Origin of the sequence: Flavobacterium aerium (assembly GCF_030766725.1) — a bacterium.
GTDB classification, from domain to species: domain Bacteria; phylum Bacteroidota; class Bacteroidia; order Flavobacteriales; family Flavobacteriaceae; genus Flavobacterium; species Flavobacterium aerium.
Map to the genome: position 1 here is coordinate 136349 of NZ_JARQWR010000008.1, position 18169 is coordinate 154517.

Here is an 18169-nt window from a genome sequence, read left to right on the forward strand (position 1 = left end):
TAAAATATACTATTTTTGCACCTTACAAAAAAGGAGAATCGCTTTAATGGTTATTGATAGACGAACAAATTTAATAAATGTTTCGCTTGTTTAGTCCATTTTTTTCAATCGTTTAACTTTTTGTTGTAAATTGTTTTTCACGTTTAATTTTATTTCAATCTATATTTTATGAAATCGCAAGATATCAGAGCTCAATTTCTCAGTTTTTTCCAAAGCAAAGGTCATACCATTGTACCTTCAGCACCTATCGTAATTAAAGATGATCCAACTTTGATGTTTACGAATTCGGGAATGGCCCAGTTCAAAGAGTTCTTTCTTGGGAATGGAACACCAAAAAGTAATCGTTTAGTGGATACACAAAAATGTTTGCGTGTATCGGGAAAACACAATGATTTAGAGGAAGTAGGTATTGATACTTACCACCACACGATGTTTGAAATGTTAGGAAACTGGAGTTTTGGTGACTATTTCAAAAAAGAAGCGATTCATTGGGCATGGGAATTATTGACAGAAGTATATAAGATTGATAAAGACATTTTATACGTAACTGTTTTTGAAGGAAGTGAAGATGATGGATTGTCAATAGATCAGGAGGCGTATGATATTTGGAAAACAATTATTGCAGAAGATCGTATCCTTTTAGGAAGTAAAAAAGATAATTTCTGGGAAATGGGAGATCAAGGACCATGTGGACCATGTTCTGAAATTCATGTAGATATTCGTTCCGCAGAAGAAAAAGCAAAAGTGCCAGGGAAAGACCTCGTAAACATGGATCATCCACAAGTAGTGGAAATCTGGAATAATGTATTTATGGAATTCAACCGTAAGGCAGATGGCTCTTTAGAGAAATTACCAGCACAACACGTAGATACAGGAATGGGGTTTGAACGTTTATGTATGGTTTTACAAGGCGTACAATCCAACTATGATACAGACGTATTTACACCGCTAATTCAGAAAATTGAAACAATTACGGGTGCAAAATACACGATAAAAGCTTCTAATGACGAAGAAGAAAAAGTAAATATTGCTCTTAGAGTTATCGCTGATCACGTACGTGCCGTTGCTTTTGCGATTGCAGACGGACAGTTGCCTTCAAATACTGGAGCAGGATATGTAATCCGAAGAATTTTGAGAAGAGCAATTCGTTATGCATTTACTTTCTTGGATCAAAAAGAACCTTTTATTTATGAATTAGTTGATACATTAAGTAGTCAAATGGGAGCATCATTTCCAGAGATTACAGCACAAAAATCATTGGTTCAAAATGTAATTAGAGAAGAAGAAAACTCATTCTTACGCACTTTAGACCAAGGATTACAATTGTTAGAAAATGTAATCAATTCAACAAAAGAGAAAACAGTTTCAGGGCAAAAAGCCTTTGAATTATATGATACATTTGGTTTTCCAATCGACTTAACAGCATTAATCCTAAGAGAAAGAGGATTATTGCTTGATGAAGCTGGATTTGAAGCAGAAATGGAAAAGCAAAAATCACGTTCTCGTGCTGCATCAGAAGTAAGTACAGATGACTGGACGATACTTGTTCCGGGTAATACTGAAACTTTTGTAGGATATGACGAATTGGAAAACGAAGTGAATATCACACGTTACCGTAAAGTTGATTCTAAAAAAGACGGAAAGCTATACCAAATCGTTTTGGATAATACACCGTTCTATCCAGAAGGTGGAGGGCAAGTAGGAGATAAAGGAGTTTTGATTACACCAAACGAAACAATTGAAGTAATTGATACTAAAAAAGAGAATAATTTAATTTTACATTTTACCAAAACGTTACCATCAAATCCTTCAGGAAAGTTAGTAGCGAAAGTAAATGAAAAACTAAGATCAGACTCTGCTAGTAATCACTCTGCAACTCACTTATTGCACCAAGCATTGAGAAGTGTTTTGGGAACACACGTAGAACAAAAAGGATCTCTAGTAAGTCCAAATTATTTACGTTTTGACTTTTCTCACTTCGCTAAATTAACAGAAGAAGAATTGCAACAAGTTGAAGATTTTGTAAATGCAAGAATTCAAGAGCAATTACCATTAGTAGAACGTAGAAGTATTCCATTCCAACAAGCAGTAGACGAAGGAGCAATGGCTTTATTTGGGGAGAAATATGGAGACAATGTGAGAGCGATTAAGTTTGGTCAAAGTATGGAATTATGTGGAGGTATTCACGTGAAGAATACAGCAGATATTTGGCATTTCAAAATCAACAGTGAAGGAGCAGTTGCAGCAGGAATACGTCGTATTGAAGCGATCACAAATGAAGGAGTAAAAGAATATTTTGCAGAACAAAGCAATACCTTAAAAGAGATTGTGAGTACTTTGAAAAATGCACAAGATCCAATCAAAGCAGTAGCTTCTTTGCAAGAAGAAAATGCAAAACTGAAAAAACAATTGGAAAACCTGTTAAAAGATAAAGCGAAGAATTTAAAAGGAGAGTTAGCTGCTGAAATTAAAGAAATCAACGGAATCCAATTCCTAGCAAAACAAGTAGCTTTAGATGTAAATGGAGTAAAAGATTTAGCGTACGAATTAGGGACATTAGGAAATAATGTATTCTTAGTTTTAGCTTCTGCCGAAGAAGATAAAGCAACATTAACGTGCTATATCTCGAAAGAATTAGTAGCAGAACGTAACTTAAATGCTGGTCAGGTAGTTCGTGAATTAGGGAAATACATCCAAGGTGGCGGAGGTGGACAACCTTTCTTTGCAACAGCAGGAGGTAAAAATCCAAATGGAATTGCTGAAGCCTTGCAACATGCCGAAGGTTTTATAAAATAATTACTTCCCTAAAGGGAAGTGAATGAAATACAATATGAATTTCAGAACCCAAATACCCATTTCAAAAAGTAGTAACCCGATGGATTACTCTTCTAGAGTGGTGTCTTTGGGTTCTTGCTTTGCAGTCAACATCAGTCAGAAATTAGAATACTTTAAATTTCAGAATTACTGTAATCCTTACGGGATCCTATTTCATCCCTTGGCAATAGAAAAAGCAATCGATTTTGCTTTGAGACAAAAAGAATTTACTGCGGAAGATTTATTTTTTCACAATGAACAATGGCATTCCTATGATGTGCATTCTGACTTGAGCCATGCAAATCCAGAAGTGGTATTACAATCACTAAATGAGATAACGAAAGTAATGCACTCACAATTAGTTTATGCTACACACGTTATAATTACATTAGGGACAGCGTGGGTGTATCAAAATGTAGAGAGCAATCATATTGTTGCAAATTGCCATAAAGTGCCTCAAAAGCAATTTAAAAAAGAATTATTGACAGTTGAACAGGTTAGAAAAAGTTTGAAAAATATTATCTTTAAACTTCAAGAAGTGAATCCAACCCTTCAGATTATTTTTACGGTTTCCCCGGTACGTCATATAAAAGATGGTTTTGTAGAAAATCAACAAAGTAAAGCCCATTTGATTGCGGCAATACATGAAACCATGAAAGAAGGAGTAACCTATTTTCCGTCGTATGAGATTATGATGGATGAGTTACGAGATTATCGTTTTTATACCGAAGATATGATTCATCCTAGTGTTGTTGCAATTGATTATATTTGGGAAAGGTTTTCTAATTCTTGGATTGAGGACGAAGCCAATAAAATTATGACAAAGGTAGATGATATACAAAAAGGATTGAGGCATAGACCATTTAATCCCGATTCAGCAGGGCACCAAAAGTTTAAGTTAGGATTGACAAAAAAGATAAATGACCTGAAAGTTCAATATCCATTGATGAAATTTTAATATGAAAAAGATAATTGTAGGCGCTTTAATTATTGTAGCAATATTTGCGATATTCAAATATTGTGACCTGAAAAAAACGGAGAACGAAAACCTATTTCGCAATACAAATCTAATTCAACAACAAATAGAAAATGTTGGAAAGTTAGTCGTTACCGAGGGACATTTTTCAGAAGTACTCACCTACAAAGACAAGCAAAATTATTTATTGGATTTCTTTTCTTTTGAGAAAAAAGCATTGATTGTTATTAATGCGGATGTATCAGTGTCCTATAACTTAAGAGAGATACAATACGATATTGATGAAAAGAATAAAGTAATTACAATTAAGAATATTCCTAAGCCAGAAATAAAAATCAATCCAAATATTGAATTTTACGATGTAAATCAAAGTCGTTTGAATCCATTTACGGGAGATGATTACAATAAGATAAATGCAAAAGTAAGAGTAGAATTAGCAAAAAAGATTGATAAATCTTCGCTTAAATCCAATGCTCAGAATCGTCTAATTAGTGAGTTGCAAAAGATATTAATTCTGACCAATTCAATGGGTTGGACATTACAATACAACAATCAGAAAATTGATAATGAATCAATCGATGAGGTTGTATTGTAATGAATATAATTTTTATGCTTTTTGATTTTCTAGAATTAAATCCAAACCACCAGAAATTAAATGAGCAATTTCAGGGCGTGATTTCTTAAGACCTTCCAAATACGTTACCACTTTTTCTAAAAAGTCAAAATCATTTATACGATGAGCTTGTTCTGCTATTTCTACAGCAAGAAGCCAATCTTTTGGATGCTTTGTAGTCAATGCATTGAAGATTGTTTTGATGTCGATTGTAGCATCTTTTCCTTCACGTAAATCACGGATACCTTTGTATAATGCTTCCAATTCTGATCTTTCAACAGTAACCTTAGATTTGATCGTTTTGCTAGAAGGAACGTGTGTAATCATGTCAAAACTTTTCACATCAGCAGGGCCAGAGAATCCAGAGATAATTTCTTTACCTACAGCCATATCATAAATACCCCATTCCGGTTGGAATAAGACGGTATCCCCATGGGTTACGGTACAATCTTTAAAACTGATTAGAATAATCTTTCCTTGTAAGTTACGAGAACCTGTAATAATTTGTCCAGATACTTTAACACCACCTTCAAATTCCAATTCTACTTTTTCTCCTTCGTAAATAGCATAGGCTTTTAAATCTCTTGGGCTCATATCTTCAATGGAGATATTAATGCCTTTTAAGGTTCCTACAGGACTTCCAAAGCCTTCGGCATGATAGTCTGTTCCATGACCTACTAATTCTTTTTCGCGGTACGATAAAGCAGTTTTTCCAGTTGTTTGGATGTATATTGGTTCACCTTCGTGCTCAATTACATTGGTAAGTTTTCCTGAAACTTGAATTCCAGTACTCAACTCAATAGTACCAATAGCATTGGATTGGATTAATTTTTTTACACTGCTCAATCCGCCTGTACGTAAAGCCATTTTATTGGCAAAATCTTCTAATACAGAATTCAATTGTGCAAAGTCACAGGTTACAAAAAGTTGCGGTTGTGGTTTTGTAATATCAAAACTTTTTTCTGCAGATTCAATAGAATAGGGTAGTTTTTCTACTGCATCAGTCATACACCAAGCACTTTCTCCAATGGAAGAAAGTAATCCTGCACCGTAAATTTTAGGATTTTCAACTGTACCGATTAGACCATATTCTACAGTCCACCAATGTAAGTTTCGGATACGTGCCATTTCAGACATTTCTCCCATATTGTTTTGTAAATATTCTACTTGTTGTTCGGCTTTAATAATATCAGCCTCTGGTGTTCCTTCTGCTTCTTTTAAGATAGAAAGTAAACGAATAGCTTCGTACATTTCATAATCTTTACCCGATGAAATAGCTTTAGAGCCAATCTCACCAAAACGTCTTAAATATTCGGCATATTCAGGATTAGCAATAATCGGAGCATGTCCTGCACCTTCATGAATAATATCGGGAGCAGGTGTATATTCAATATGTTCTAATTGACGGATGTCAGAAGCAATAACTAATACTTTGTAGGCTTGAAATTCCATAAAAGCATTGGGTGGAATAAAACCATCTACAGCAACAGCTGCCCATCCAATTTCTTTAAGAATACGATTCATGCCATACATACTTGGAATAGCGTCAATAGAAATTCCAGTTTTGTATAGACCTTCAAGGTAAGATTCATGAGCTACTTTGGTAAGATAATCAACATTTTTACGCATAACATAGCGCCATACTGCCTGATTTATAGGAGTATATTCATCATAATCCTGTGGTTTGATGAATTGTTTCAGATGCTCAGGTAATCTTTCGATTAATGGATTCGTTTCAAATACTGAATTCATGAGTTATAGTATCATTGTTATTGGAATTGTAAAATTACAAAATGTATTCCATCCGTAAAAAGAGAAAAAGCTTTTTAAATGATGTAAAATGATAAAATTAATATAAATGTGTCCTAATTTTTAATCAGACCCTAATTCTTAGGGAATATTTTTGTCTTTTCTATAGTTTGATAGCGATAGATTTTAAATCAGATATAGGTATAAAAAAATCGGCTGAGGTAATTAATTACATCAGCCGATCAGTTTATTTAAATAGTGTGTTGGGTATTATTTTTGTTTGATTTGAGGTGGAAATTGAGCAATGATTTTAGCGACAAATTCATTGATACGCTCTTCTTTTTTACTCATACTCTGAGTAAGAACGCCAACACCAACACCTTGCCAAACCAATTCTTTTTTTCTACCATCTATTAAATCGATGTATAATGTTCCTTCCGTAGTTGTGCTTACACTAGAGTATCCGCCTCCCCACATCCATGGATTCCAACCATATCCCCAGCCGTAACCCCAACCAGCATTGAACTGGTTTACGCTTACTTGCTCACGTGATTTGGTGAAAATATTTACTAATAAATCAGGATTTTCACTTTTGGTTAATCCTTTTTTAGTTAGTTCATTATCGATTGCACGTAAAATTCGTTTTTTATCCAAATCTGAAATCTCAACTTTATCGATTCCGGTTTTGTAAAAAGCAAACGTTTTGTATTGAGAAAAATCTACATTTTTATCAAAGTCAGTTTCTACTCTTACTGATGCGCAAGAACTCACCAGAATAAGTAAGAATAACGGTAGTATTTTAAGTGCTTTCATAACTTTTATTGTATTTATTAATGATCGTTGTTTTGTGAACGAGAATGCATATTAGAAATCTAGAATAGAATCATCTACTATAGTAGGGATGGTTACTTTTAGTAAAGGTTGCGTTTCCATTGCTCTTTTAATGGCAAATATAGCACCTTCATTTCGTGCCCAGTTTCTTCGTGCAATTCCATTATTTACATCCCAGAAAAGCATTGATTCTAAACGTCTTGAAGCTTCCTTTGAACCATCAAGAACCATACCAAAACCACCGTTGATTACTTCGCCCCAGCCTACGCCGCCGCCGTTGTGAATACTCACCCAAGTAGCACCTCTAAAACTGTCTCCAATCACATTATGAATGGCCATGTCTGCAGTGAAACTAGAACCATCATAGATGTTTGAAGTTTCGCGGTAAGGAGAATCCGTTCCTGAAACATCATGGTGATCTCTACCCAATACAACGTAACCAATTTCACCAGCAGCAATTGCTTGGTTAAAAGCTTCAGCAATTTTAGTACGACCTTCAGCATCGGCATATAAAATACGTGCTTGAGATCCTACCACTAATTTGTTTTCCTGAGCACCTTTAATCCATTGGATATTATCCTGCATTTGTTGTTGGATTTCTTTTGGAGCAGTTTTAGCAATCGTTTCCAATACTTGGCATGCAATGGCATCCGTTTTTGCTAAATCTTCTGGTTTTCCACTAGCACAAACCCAACGGAAAGGACCAAAACCATAATCAAAACACATAGGGCCCATGATATCTTGTACATAGCTAGAATATCTGAATCGTAAACCATCTTCTGACATGATATCGGCACCAGCTCTAGAACTTTCTAGTAAAAAGGCATTACCATAATCAAAGAAATAAGTTCCTTTGGCAGTATGTCTGTTCACAGCAGATGCATGTCTTCTTAATGTTTCTTGTATTTTTTCTTTAAACAATTCAGGATTATTCGCCATCATATCATTTGAAGCTTCAAAACTCATGTCTACTGGATAATAACCACCAGCCCATGGATTATGAAGTGAAGTTTGATCACTACCTAAATCGATATAAATATTTTCTGTATCAAATTTTTCCCATACATCTACCACATTTCCTTGGTAAGCAATGGAAACAACTTCTTTATCCGCTTTTGCTTTTCGTACACGTGTAACTAATGCGTTGATATCAGTAACTACTTCATCAACCCATCCTTGTGAATGTCTAGTTTGAACTGCTTTTGGATTTACTTCGGCACATACAGTAATGCAACCTGCAATATTACCGGCTTTAGGTTGTGCTCCGCTCATACCACCTAAACCTGAAGTGACAAAAAGTTTTCCTGCTAGTCCTTCACCATCTTTAGCAATTTTTCTTCCGGCATTCAATACTGTAATAGTTGTTCCATGTACAATTCCTTGTGGACCAATGTACATATAGCTACCCGCCGTCATTTGGCCATATTGTGAAACACCTAGTGCATTGAATTTTTCCCAATCATCCGGTTTAGAATAATTTGGAATCATCATACCATTAGTGACAACAACTCGAGGTGCTTCGGCATGAGAAGGGAACAATCCCATAGGATGACCGGAATACATGACTAAAGTTTGCTCATTTGTCATTTCTGCCAAATATTTCATTACTAAACGATATTGTGCCCAGTTTTGAAATACTGCACCATTACCGCCATAAGTAATTAATTCATGAGGATGTTGGGCAACTGCGTGATCCAAATTGTTTTGAATCATTAGCATAATAGCTTTTGCTTGTTCCGATTTTCCGGGATATTCGGAAATTGGACGAGCATATATTTTATAATCAGGATGAAAACGATACATGTAGATACGACCATAAGTATTCAATTCTTCCATGAATTCCTTCGCTAAAACAGCATGATGCTCAGCTTCAAAATAACGTAAAGCATTTTTCAGCGCTAGTTTCTTTTCTTCTGGAGTAAGTATTTCTTTGCGTTTAGGAGCATGATTTATTGATAGGTCATACGGTCTTGCTTGTGGAAGAGTATTTGGAATACCTTCTAGAATTTGTTCTTGAAATGTCATTTTATCTTGTATTAAGTACCTCGTTATTCGGAATTATGCTAAAGTAATACAGTTTTTTGTATTGGCATAAAATGCCCGGCTTTAAACATCCGATAAATATTATTTTTTGTTATTAGTATTTGTATTTTTGTCGAAGCCGTAAGGGCAATGGCGACAACCATTTTTACAGCAATACCCTCTTTTTAAATGGAATTTTTCTGTAAATACTTTATATCCCTCAGGAGTCAGGTAATAATCTTCTCCTTCGGTTAATTTGTTTTTAGAATCCTGATTGCTCATGCATACAAATTTATAAACTTTAGACTGAATGTTTTTAATTGTATCTAAATATTTAACACCAAAAGGCTTTAGCGGACTTACGCTTTGGCCATTTATTCTAGTTCGTGAGAAAAAACATAAGGAAGATACTGTATTAATAAATCATGAAAAAATTCATATTCGGCAACAAATAGAACTATTGATTGTTCCTTTTTTTCTATGGTACGGCATAGAATTTTTATACCGATATTATCAAAAAAGAAATTGGCATCAGGCCTATCGGAATATTAGTTTTGAGCGAGAAGCTTATGGTGAAGAACAGGACTTAATCTATTTAAAAAGAAGAACATTTTGGCGTTTTTTGAAGTATGTTTAAAACGAGATTGTGAGGCATAATGGAATAAAGAACATTCGTTTAATTTCACGGGTAAATAATAAGGATTTTATATAATTCTGAATTGGTGTCGTTTATAATTTAAATTCTATTCAGATATTAAATGAGTAAGAATATTTTTCAGTAACTTTATCTAAACCAATATTTTAAACCATAAATAGTATGAAATTAACGAAAACACTAGGAGTAATTGGTCTGATGGGATCAATGCTATTTATTGCCTGCAATGGTAAGAATTCTGAATTAGAAAAAGAATTAGCTGCTGAGCATTCCAAGTTGGAAGCAGAGCATAAAACACTTGAAGAGCTTCATACGAAAATGGAAGCGGAACATATGGCTTTCTCTGAAGCTCATAAAGCACTAAAAGAAGCTGATACGAGTGCGCATAATAAAATTGAAATGGAACATGAGAAGTTATTAGCTGCCCATGCTGCATTAATTGAGAAACATACCAATATCATTAAAGCCCATGATGCACTAGAGAAAAAACATGCCGAAGGAAAAGAGACTGATGAGCAGATTAAAAAAGACCATGACGAAATGAAGAAAGAAGATGAAATGCTGATTGAAGATCATAAAAAAATAGAAGCAGATCATAAGATGATGACAGAGCAAGACAATAAGATAAAAGAAGAAGACAAGATGAATATTTAATGAAAAAAGCCACTTTTTAAAGTGGCTTTTTTATTTTCATAATATGACAGATATAGTAGATTCTAGAGTAGAATTTAAGGATGGAAACATATTGTGGTTATATTCCTTTGAAATAGAGGATAGAAATGCTGTTAAAACTGCTTTTTTGAGAAAAAATTAAGGAAGCATTATATTCAATTAGTCTATTTTTGCAACAAACCAATGATTTTGATTGAAGTAAAGCACCAAATAATAAATTTTCATGAAGCAGGCGTTACTCTTACTGTTAAGAGGGAAGATTTAATTCATCCTTTTGTTTCGGGTAATAAATACCGAAAATTAAAATACAATTTACTACAAGCAGAACAGGAAAATAAGAATACACTATTAACTTTTGGTGGTGCTTTTTCAAATCATATTGCTGCTACAGCAGCAGCAGGTTCTAAGTATGGTATTGAAACGATTGGGATAATTCGAGGAGAAGAATTGTCTTCAAAAATAAGTGAAAACCCTACGCTATCATTTGCTCAGGAACAAGGAATGAAATTACAGTTCATTTCTAGAGAAGAATACAGGAATAAAGCAGAAGCATCTTTTTTGAAGGATCTTCGAGATCAATATGGGGATTTTTATTTATTGCCAGAAGGAGGGACCAATGCATTAGCGGTCAAAGGATGTGAGGAGATTCTAACGGCAGAAGATACTGATTTTGATTATATTTGTTGTGCTGTTGGAACAGGAGGAACAATAGCAGGCATTATAAATAGTGTAAAACCACATCAAAAAGTGCTTGGATTTCCAGCCTTGAAAGGTGATTTTTTGCAAGAAGAGATTCGTAAATTTGCCAAAAATGAACAATGGGAGCTAATCTCCGAGTATCATTTTGGTGGATATGGTAAGGTTACAACAGAATTGATTGCTTTTATTAATGAAATATATCAGAAAAACGATATTCCTTTAGATCCTATTTATACTGGGAAACTGTTTTTTGGCGTTATGGATTTAATACATAAAGGTTATTTTCCAAAAGGGACAAAAATAATGGCAATCCATACTGGAGGTCTTCAGGGAATACAAGGAATAAATAAAAAATTAGAAAAAAAACATCTTCCAATAATAAATGTCAATGTATAAAAAAATTTCACTTCTGATTATTATTGCGCTATTTGCAAGCTGCAAATCGACAAAGTCAACCGTTAAGAATAGTAGGAACTCAAAATCTAAAACGGAAATTACTCGCAATACCAAAAGACCAATAGTCACTAAGAATAATTCTACAGCAAATAAAAATTCAAATTCAGGTTCAAATTCTACGTCAGAAACATTAGAATCTACTTCAAGAACAACAGTAACCAGTGATTTGGTTTTAGGATATATCAGTTCATACAAAGGTGTTGCACAAAGTAATATGAAGGAATATGGTATTCCGGCAAGTATTATTCTAGCACAAGGAATTTTAGAATCAGGAGCTGGAAATGGAACATTGAGTAGAAAAGCCAACAATCACTTTGGTATTAAATGTCATAAAGAATGGACTGGAGATAGTGTGAAACACGATGATGATGCACTACAAGAATGCTTTAGAAAATACACTGACCCATCAGAATCATATAAAGATCATGCTTTGTTTTTAACGACTCGAAGCCGTTATTCAAAACTATTTACTTTGCCAAAAGGAGATTATCAAGCTTGGGCAAAAGGCTTAAAAAATGCAGGATATGCTACCGATCCAAAATATCCAGACAAATTAATTGGATTAATTGAACGATACAATTTACACCAATACGATACAGAAGTATTAGGCGGGAATTTTGTTCCAACGTCCAAACCAGTAGAAACCAGACCAGTTGTAACGACAACTACTACAACACCAGAAGTGAGTGATCCAAATGCAACATATAGAGTTGAAAAAGGAGAAACACTGTATTCAATTTCCAAAAAATTTGGAATCACTGTAGACGAATTAAGATCGAAAAATAATATATCAGACAATGCCATATCCATTGGGCAAGTTCTAAAAATTAAATAAATATAATGTTATACCAAAGAAGTAGTCAGCTATTTGCTGAAGCGGAAAAAGTTATCCCAGGAGGAGTTAATTCACCAGTTCGTGCCTTTAAGGCAGTAGGAGGAACACCTATTTTTGTGAGAGAAGCAAAAGGAGCTTATTTATATGATGAAGATGGAAACCGATTAGTAGATTATATTAATTCATGGGGACCAATGTTATTAGGACATGCTTATGAACCTGTAGTAAATGCTGTTATTGAAAAAGCAAAATTGGGTACCTCTTTTGGAATGCCTACAGCTTTAGAAACTGAAATTGCAGCTTTGGCTGTAAAAATGGTACCCGGAATAGATAAAATAAGATTTGTAAACTCAGGAACTGAAGCCTGTATGAGTGCAGTGCGTTTAGCAAGAGGATATACAAAAAGAGATAAGATTATTAAGTTTTCGGGATGCTATCACGGTCACTCTGATTCCTTCTTAATTCAAGCCGGAAGTGGCGCTGTAACTTTTGGTGCTCCAAATAGCCCAGGTGTAACAGCTGGTACTGCAAAAGATACTTTATTAGCCCGTTACAATGATTTGGCGAATGTAGCTGAAATTATTGAAGCGAATAAAAATGAAGTTGCAGCAATTATCATTGAGCCTGTAGCAGGAAATATGGGATGTGTTCCTCCGCAAGATGGTTTTCTTCAAGGGATACGAACATTATGTGATCAGAATGGTATTTTACTAATCTTTGATGAGGTAATGACAGGCTTCCGTTTAGCAAAAGGTGGAGCGCAGGAATTATTTAATATCAATGCTGATATTGTAACTTTTGGAAAAGTAATTGGTGGTGGATTACCAGTAGGAGCTTTTGCTGCTCGTGCAGAAATCATGAATTATTTAGCACCACTAGGACCCGTATATCAAGCAGGAACATTATCTGGAAACCCATTGGCTATGGCAGCTGGACTTGCGATGTTGAAAGCGATTGATGAGGATCCGGCAATCTTTAAAAGATTAGAAGAAAAAACAGCCTATTTAGAAAAAGGAATCCGCGAGAAATTAACTCAGCACAATGTAACCTTTACAATCAATAGAGTAGGATCGATGATTTCGGTGCATTTTGATGAAGCAGCAGTAGTTGATTTTCAAACGGCTGCCAAAGGAGACAATGAAAGCTTTAAGAAGTTCTTTCACGGACTTTTGAAAGAAGGAATATATATTGCGCCATCGGCATACGAAACATGGTTTATAACGGATGCATTGACGTATGAAGATTTAGATTTCACAATCGAAGCAGTAAATAAAGTTGCAAAAACGCTATAAGATTTTATAAAAAATAAAAAGAAGTAACAAAGCCACAATCCATTGTGGCTTTGTTGTTTAAAATAATTGCTTAGTTTTATGTTTTTCTAATGTGCATCAAAACGGATGTTTATCTAATTATTTGAATGAAAATATTAATCATTGAAGACGAAATTGAATTAGCCGAAAGTATAGCGGAATACCTATCAGGTGAAAATTATATTTGTGAATTTGCGGCCACGTTTCAGCAGGCTCAGCACAAAATAGAATCATTCAGTTACGATTGTATTTTATTGGATATTATGTTGCCCGGCGGAGATGGTATGAAGATTCTTTCAGCATTAAAGAAAGAAAACAAAGAAGACGGGGTGATAATAATTTCTGCAAAAGATTCTTTGGACGATAAAATTACAGGATTACAATTTGGAGCAGATGATTACTTGGCAAAACCATTTCATTTATCGGAACTTGCAGCCCGAATCTATTCTGTAATTCGAAGAAGACAATTTTCAAATTCCAATAGTATAGAACAAAATGAATTGCATATCGATTTGTTATCTAAAACAGTTTCAGTAAATAATAAAACGGTTATATTAACCAAAAAAGAATTTGATTTGTTGCTCTATTTTATAGGAAATAAAAATCGGGTAATTTCAAAAAGCACATTGGCAGAAAATCTTTCAGGTGACCTAGCTGAGATGCTAGATAATTATGATTTTGTATATGCCCACATTAAAAATTTAAAAAAGAAACTAACAGAAGCAGGATGCGAGACGTATCTTAAAACAATTTATGGGACAGGATATAGATGGGAAAGTGAGTAAGTTATTACAAAAGCCTTTCAAGATTTTTACAGTATATGCGCTTTTAGTTTTATTAGCGAGTATTCCCGTATATTATTTTATCGTAGATCGAATTTGGCTAGGGGAATTGGATGAACATAATGAAACGATTGCTCAGAAAATAGAAAAGGAATTAAATGCGTTACAGTTAAATGACAACGAACTTGATTACAGTCTAAAACTATGGAATAAGGTACAACCTGGAACTAATTTAGTAGAAATTAAAGACGGTGTTAAGAAACAAGATTCAATCTACATCGTACTACGTCCAAATCCGTATGATATAAAAGATATTAATCGTTATAGATGCCTTTCCAGATCGATCCATCTGAATGAAAAAATATACCATCTCACGGTAGAGACAAATGTTGAAGAAACAGAAGAAACCATTGTCGCTATTGCAATCATTACATTTTTCTTTTTTGTACTACTAGTTGTTGGTTTTCTAATTTTAAACAAAAGATTATCGGCACAAATATGGAAACCATTTCAAAGCACATTGAATAAGCTCAAAGCGTTTAATTTGAATGGATTAGAGAATATAGAGTTGGAGAAATCCGATATTGTTGAGTTTGAAGAATTAAATGCTGTTTTAAATAAACTTATTGAAGGAAATATTTCGGCTTTTCGTATGCAAAAAGAATTTACAGAGAATGCCTCTCATGAACTACAAACCCCTTTAGCAATTATTCGATCCAAAATTGATTTGTTATTGCAAACAGAATCCCTAACGGTAGATCAATATAATATTATTGAAGATATAAATAAGGTTATTACGAAAGTGTCCCGAATCAATAGAAATCTATTATTGCTTTCCAAAATTGAAAATCAGCAATATTCTCAAAAAGAAGAGATAAATATTAGCATGGTTTTACATGAAAATCTTACTTCTTTACAAGAATATCTTGAAGATAAGAGTATACATTTGGATGTAAAAGTGTTGGATAATGTTCTCTTATCAGGAAATAAAGTTTTGATTGAAATTATGATGAATAACTTGATTTTAAATGCGATCCGACACAACTATGAACATGGAACCATTGAAGTTGAATTATTCGAAAATAAACTTATTATTTCTAATTCTGGTAAGATCGCTTTGAAAGAAGAAAATTTGTTTAGACGATTTTCTGGTGCTACTACGGAGAAGGTAGGTAGCGGTTTAGGACTGGCAATTGTGAAAGAAATATGCAATTCATACCATTGGAACATACACTATAACTTTATAGATAATACACATCAATTTACCGTAACCTTTTAAATTCAGAATTTCTTCTAAATTGTGTACGAGCTTTGTTGAAATTAAAAAATAGATTTCGATGAAACGCACAATTTTGATTACCTTTTTTCTGCTTTTTAGACTGATAAGCCATGCTCAGGATACAAAAGTAACGCTATCGGGTGAAGTGATAGATAAAGAAATGAAAAGCGGATTCCCATACGCAAATGTTGTATTGAAAAATACTAAAAGCAATACATTTGTTACGGGAACAATTACTAATGAAGCAGGACGATTTGTGCTTCCAGAAATTCAACAAGGAGAGTACGAACTTACAATTACTTACTTAGGATATAAACCCTACAGTCGGAATATCTTAGTCGGAAAGCTAAGTTCATTTCTAGACTTAGGGAAATTCGAACTAGAAGAAGATGCCAATACTTTAGAAGAAGTGGTGGTGGAAGCCCGCACAGAAGAAATATCGTCCAAAATGGATAAAAAAACCTTCAATATTCAAGAGAACATAAGCCAACAAGGAGGTTCAGCCTTGCAGGTTATGCGAAATTTGCCAAGTATCACGGTAGATCAGGCCGGTAAGGTACAATTAAGAGGAAGCGATAAAGTTATGGTTCTTATTGATGGAAAACAGACTGCATTAACAGGATTTGGAAGTCAAGCAGGATTAGATAATATACCTGCATCCGCTATTGAAAAAATTGAAGTGATAAATAATCCATCTGCAAAATTTGATGCAAATGGAAATGCGGGAATTATCAATATTATTTTCAAAAAAAATAAACAAAATGGGTTTAATGGTAAAGTAGGAATGACTTCGGGAATTGGCGCTTTGGGAATTAAAAAGGAAAATTTGCCAAGCATACGACCACAATATAAACTCAATCCCAAAAATAATCCATCGCTATCCTTAAATTACAGAACAGATAAAGCCAATTGGTTCTTTCAAGGAGATTTGCTTTCGCAAAAAGCCCTCAATAAGAATGAATTTACAGATCGTTTGTATAATGATGGATCAATTGTAAGACAACAATATCAGGAGAACAGAACACAGACAGCTACAACTCTAAAAATGGGAGTAGACTTATACCCTAATGAGAATAATACATTTAGTTTTTCAGCATTATACAATAGAGAAGCCCATATTGATCGTGGAGATTTGCCTTATTTTAATGAAGACTATTCCGTTCGAAATAGATTGTGGCAATTTTATGAAGATGAAGTAAATACCGCCTTGGGATTATCTGGAACCTATGTACATAAATTTAAAAAGCCAGGTCAGACACTAAATGTGAATTTTAATTATACATTCCATCGTGAAGATGAAAAGTATTTTATGACCGACATAAAGCCAACAATACAAGGAAATGACGCCTTTAAGCTTATAGCAGATCAAAATGTAACAGATATTAATGTAGATTATGTAAAGCCCCTAAAGCATGGTAAAATTGAACTAGGCACAAAATTTCGTTGGCGTTATATTGCAACAGATATGTTATTTATTCCCGGTGCAAATTCCATGTTAGACACGGATGCAGATGGTTGGGCAGATTATAATGAATTCATCCCTGCAGTGTATGGTAATTACGTATTTGAATCTAAAAACTTTGAGTTAGAAGCAGGAGTTAGATTAGAATATGCGAGTATCGATTATAAAATAATTCCAACACATAATACCTATAAAAGTGACGGCTATACTTATTTTCAGCCTTTCCCAAATCTCCGACTTACTTATTTGATGAATGATCGCAATAAGATTTCATTCTTTTACAATAGAAGAGTTGATAGACCTGATGAACAAGATTTGAGAATATTTCCAAAATATGACGATCCTGAGATATTGAAAACAGGTAATCCATTATTAAAGCCACAGTTTACTCAAACCTTAGAGTTAGGCTATAAAATGAATTGGAATACGGGATCTATATATTCTAGTATTTATCATAGAATTACCCAAGATATATTAACACGCATACTTACAAATGTTCCAACGACTACAGTAATAAATTCAATTTCTCAAAATGCGGATAAAGGTTTTAATACTGGGATTGAAATTATCTTAAATCAAGAAGTTACGAGTTGGTTTACTACAAATGTGAGCCTAAATGGGTATCAAAATAGAATTAATGCATTTACTATTGAAAATACATATCCAATACCAATTTCTTACAGCGCCAAAGAACAAAAAAATTACGCTGGAAATGTAAAACTAAATGAGATTTTCAAATTGCCAAAACAAATTGATTTCCAAGTGACAGGAGTTTATATGACTTCAGATATTATTCCTCAAGGAAAAATAAAATCGAGATTTTCAATTGATTTAGGAATCAAGAAAATTATTCAAAAAGGAAGAGGAGAATTGTTTGTGAATGTTAGTGACCTTACAAATTCAATGCGAATTAAGAAAGAAATTGATGGAGATGGATTTCAGATTAGAAGTACAGATTTCTACGAAACACAAGTGTTTAGACTAGGATACAGTTATAAGTTTTAAAATTCAGGA

15 protein-coding genes are annotated in these 18169 nt (G+C 33.9%); 11 read left to right on the forward strand and 4 right to left on the reverse strand.

Going from position 1 to position 18169, the window contains the following annotated elements:
- Positions 1-168 precede the first annotated feature (168 nt).
- The 3 genes from alaS to P6733_RS12355 are packed head-to-tail and all read left to right on the forward strand — an operon-like array spanning position 169 to position 4385.
- A complete protein-coding gene (alaS, locus tag P6733_RS12345) occupies positions 169-2796 on the forward strand; it encodes an alanine--tRNA ligase (protein WP_306353208.1) in 2628 nt (875 codons plus the stop codon).
- A 22-nt stretch (positions 2797-2818) separates the two neighbouring features.
- Complete coding sequence (locus P6733_RS12350; RefSeq protein ID WP_306353209.1) at positions 2819-3772, forward strand: GSCFA domain-containing protein; 954 nt, start codon at positions 2819-2821, stop codon at positions 3770-3772.
- A gap of 1 nt (position 3773) precedes the next feature.
- The gene (locus P6733_RS12355) at positions 3774-4385 is read left to right on the forward strand and encodes a DUF4230 domain-containing protein (RefSeq protein WP_306353210.1); all 612 of its coding nucleotides are present in this window, start codon (positions 3774-3776) and stop codon (positions 4383-4385) included.
- A gap of 12 nt (positions 4386-4397) precedes the next feature.
- Here P6733_RS12355 and P6733_RS12360 read toward each other — a convergent pair whose 3' ends face one another.
- The 4 genes from P6733_RS12360 to P6733_RS12375 form a co-directional block, all read right to left on the reverse strand.
- Positions 4398-6155: an aromatic amino acid hydroxylase gene (locus tag P6733_RS12360; RefSeq protein WP_306353211.1), complete on the reverse strand. Its 1758-nt coding sequence runs from the start codon at positions 6153-6155 to the stop codon at positions 4398-4400.
- A 267-nt stretch (positions 6156-6422) separates the two neighbouring features.
- On the reverse strand, positions 6423-6965 hold the full coding sequence (locus P6733_RS12365; protein ID WP_306353212.1) for a DUF4136 domain-containing protein: 543 nt from the start codon (positions 6963-6965) through the stop codon (positions 6423-6425).
- A gap of 51 nt (positions 6966-7016) precedes the next feature.
- Positions 7017-9008, reverse strand: coding sequence for a urocanate hydratase (locus tag P6733_RS12370; protein ID WP_306353213.1), 1992 nt, complete (start codon positions 9006-9008; stop codon positions 7017-7019).
- Positions 9009-9107: 99 nt separating this feature from the next.
- Positions 9108-9287: a DUF5522 domain-containing protein gene (locus P6733_RS12375; protein ID WP_306353214.1), complete on the reverse strand. Its 180-nt coding sequence runs from the start codon at positions 9285-9287 to the stop codon at positions 9108-9110.
- A gap of 28 nt (positions 9288-9315) precedes the next feature.
- Here P6733_RS12375 and P6733_RS12380 point away from each other — a divergent pair, with 28 nt between their 5' ends.
- The 8 genes from P6733_RS12380 to P6733_RS12415 all read left to right on the forward strand — a co-directional run bounded on the left by P6733_RS12380 (position 9316) and on the right by P6733_RS12415 (position 18160).
- Positions 9316-9642: a hypothetical protein gene (locus P6733_RS12380; RefSeq protein WP_306353215.1), complete on the forward strand. Its 327-nt coding sequence runs from the start codon at positions 9316-9318 to the stop codon at positions 9640-9642.
- Between the two features lie 180 nt (positions 9643-9822).
- Positions 9823-10314, forward strand: coding sequence for a hypothetical protein (locus P6733_RS12385; RefSeq protein WP_306353216.1), 492 nt, complete (start codon positions 9823-9825; stop codon positions 10312-10314).
- 201 nt (positions 10315-10515) lie between these two features.
- Entirely contained in the window at positions 10516-11427 is a 912-nt protein-coding gene (locus P6733_RS12390) for a 1-aminocyclopropane-1-carboxylate deaminase/D-cysteine desulfhydrase (protein WP_306353217.1), read from the forward strand.
- The gene (locus P6733_RS12395; RefSeq protein ID WP_306353218.1) at positions 11420-12322 is read left to right on the forward strand and encodes a glucosaminidase domain-containing protein; all 903 of its coding nucleotides are present in this window, start codon (positions 11420-11422) and stop codon (positions 12320-12322) included. The genes P6733_RS12390 and P6733_RS12395 overlap by 8 nt, the downstream gene beginning before the upstream one ends.
- A gap of 5 nt (positions 12323-12327) precedes the next feature.
- Positions 12328-13614 carry a glutamate-1-semialdehyde 2,1-aminomutase gene (hemL, locus tag P6733_RS12400; protein WP_306353219.1) on the forward strand — a complete coding sequence of 429 codons (1287 nt, stop codon included), beginning with the start codon at positions 12328-12330 and terminating at the stop codon, positions 13612-13614.
- A 125-nt stretch (positions 13615-13739) separates the two neighbouring features.
- Positions 13740-14417, forward strand: coding sequence for a response regulator transcription factor (locus P6733_RS12405; protein WP_306353220.1), 678 nt, complete (start codon positions 13740-13742; stop codon positions 14415-14417).
- Positions 14386-15693, forward strand: a complete 1308-nt coding sequence (locus P6733_RS12410; protein ID WP_306353221.1) for a sensor histidine kinase — start codon at positions 14386-14388, stop codon at positions 15691-15693. Before P6733_RS12405 ends, P6733_RS12410 begins: the two co-directional genes overlap by 32 nt.
- Positions 15694-15751: 58 nt before the next feature.
- The gene (locus tag P6733_RS12415; RefSeq protein ID WP_306353222.1) at positions 15752-18160 is read left to right on the forward strand and encodes a TonB-dependent receptor; all 2409 of its coding nucleotides are present in this window, start codon (positions 15752-15754) and stop codon (positions 18158-18160) included.
- Positions 18161-18169 lie beyond the last annotated feature (9 nt).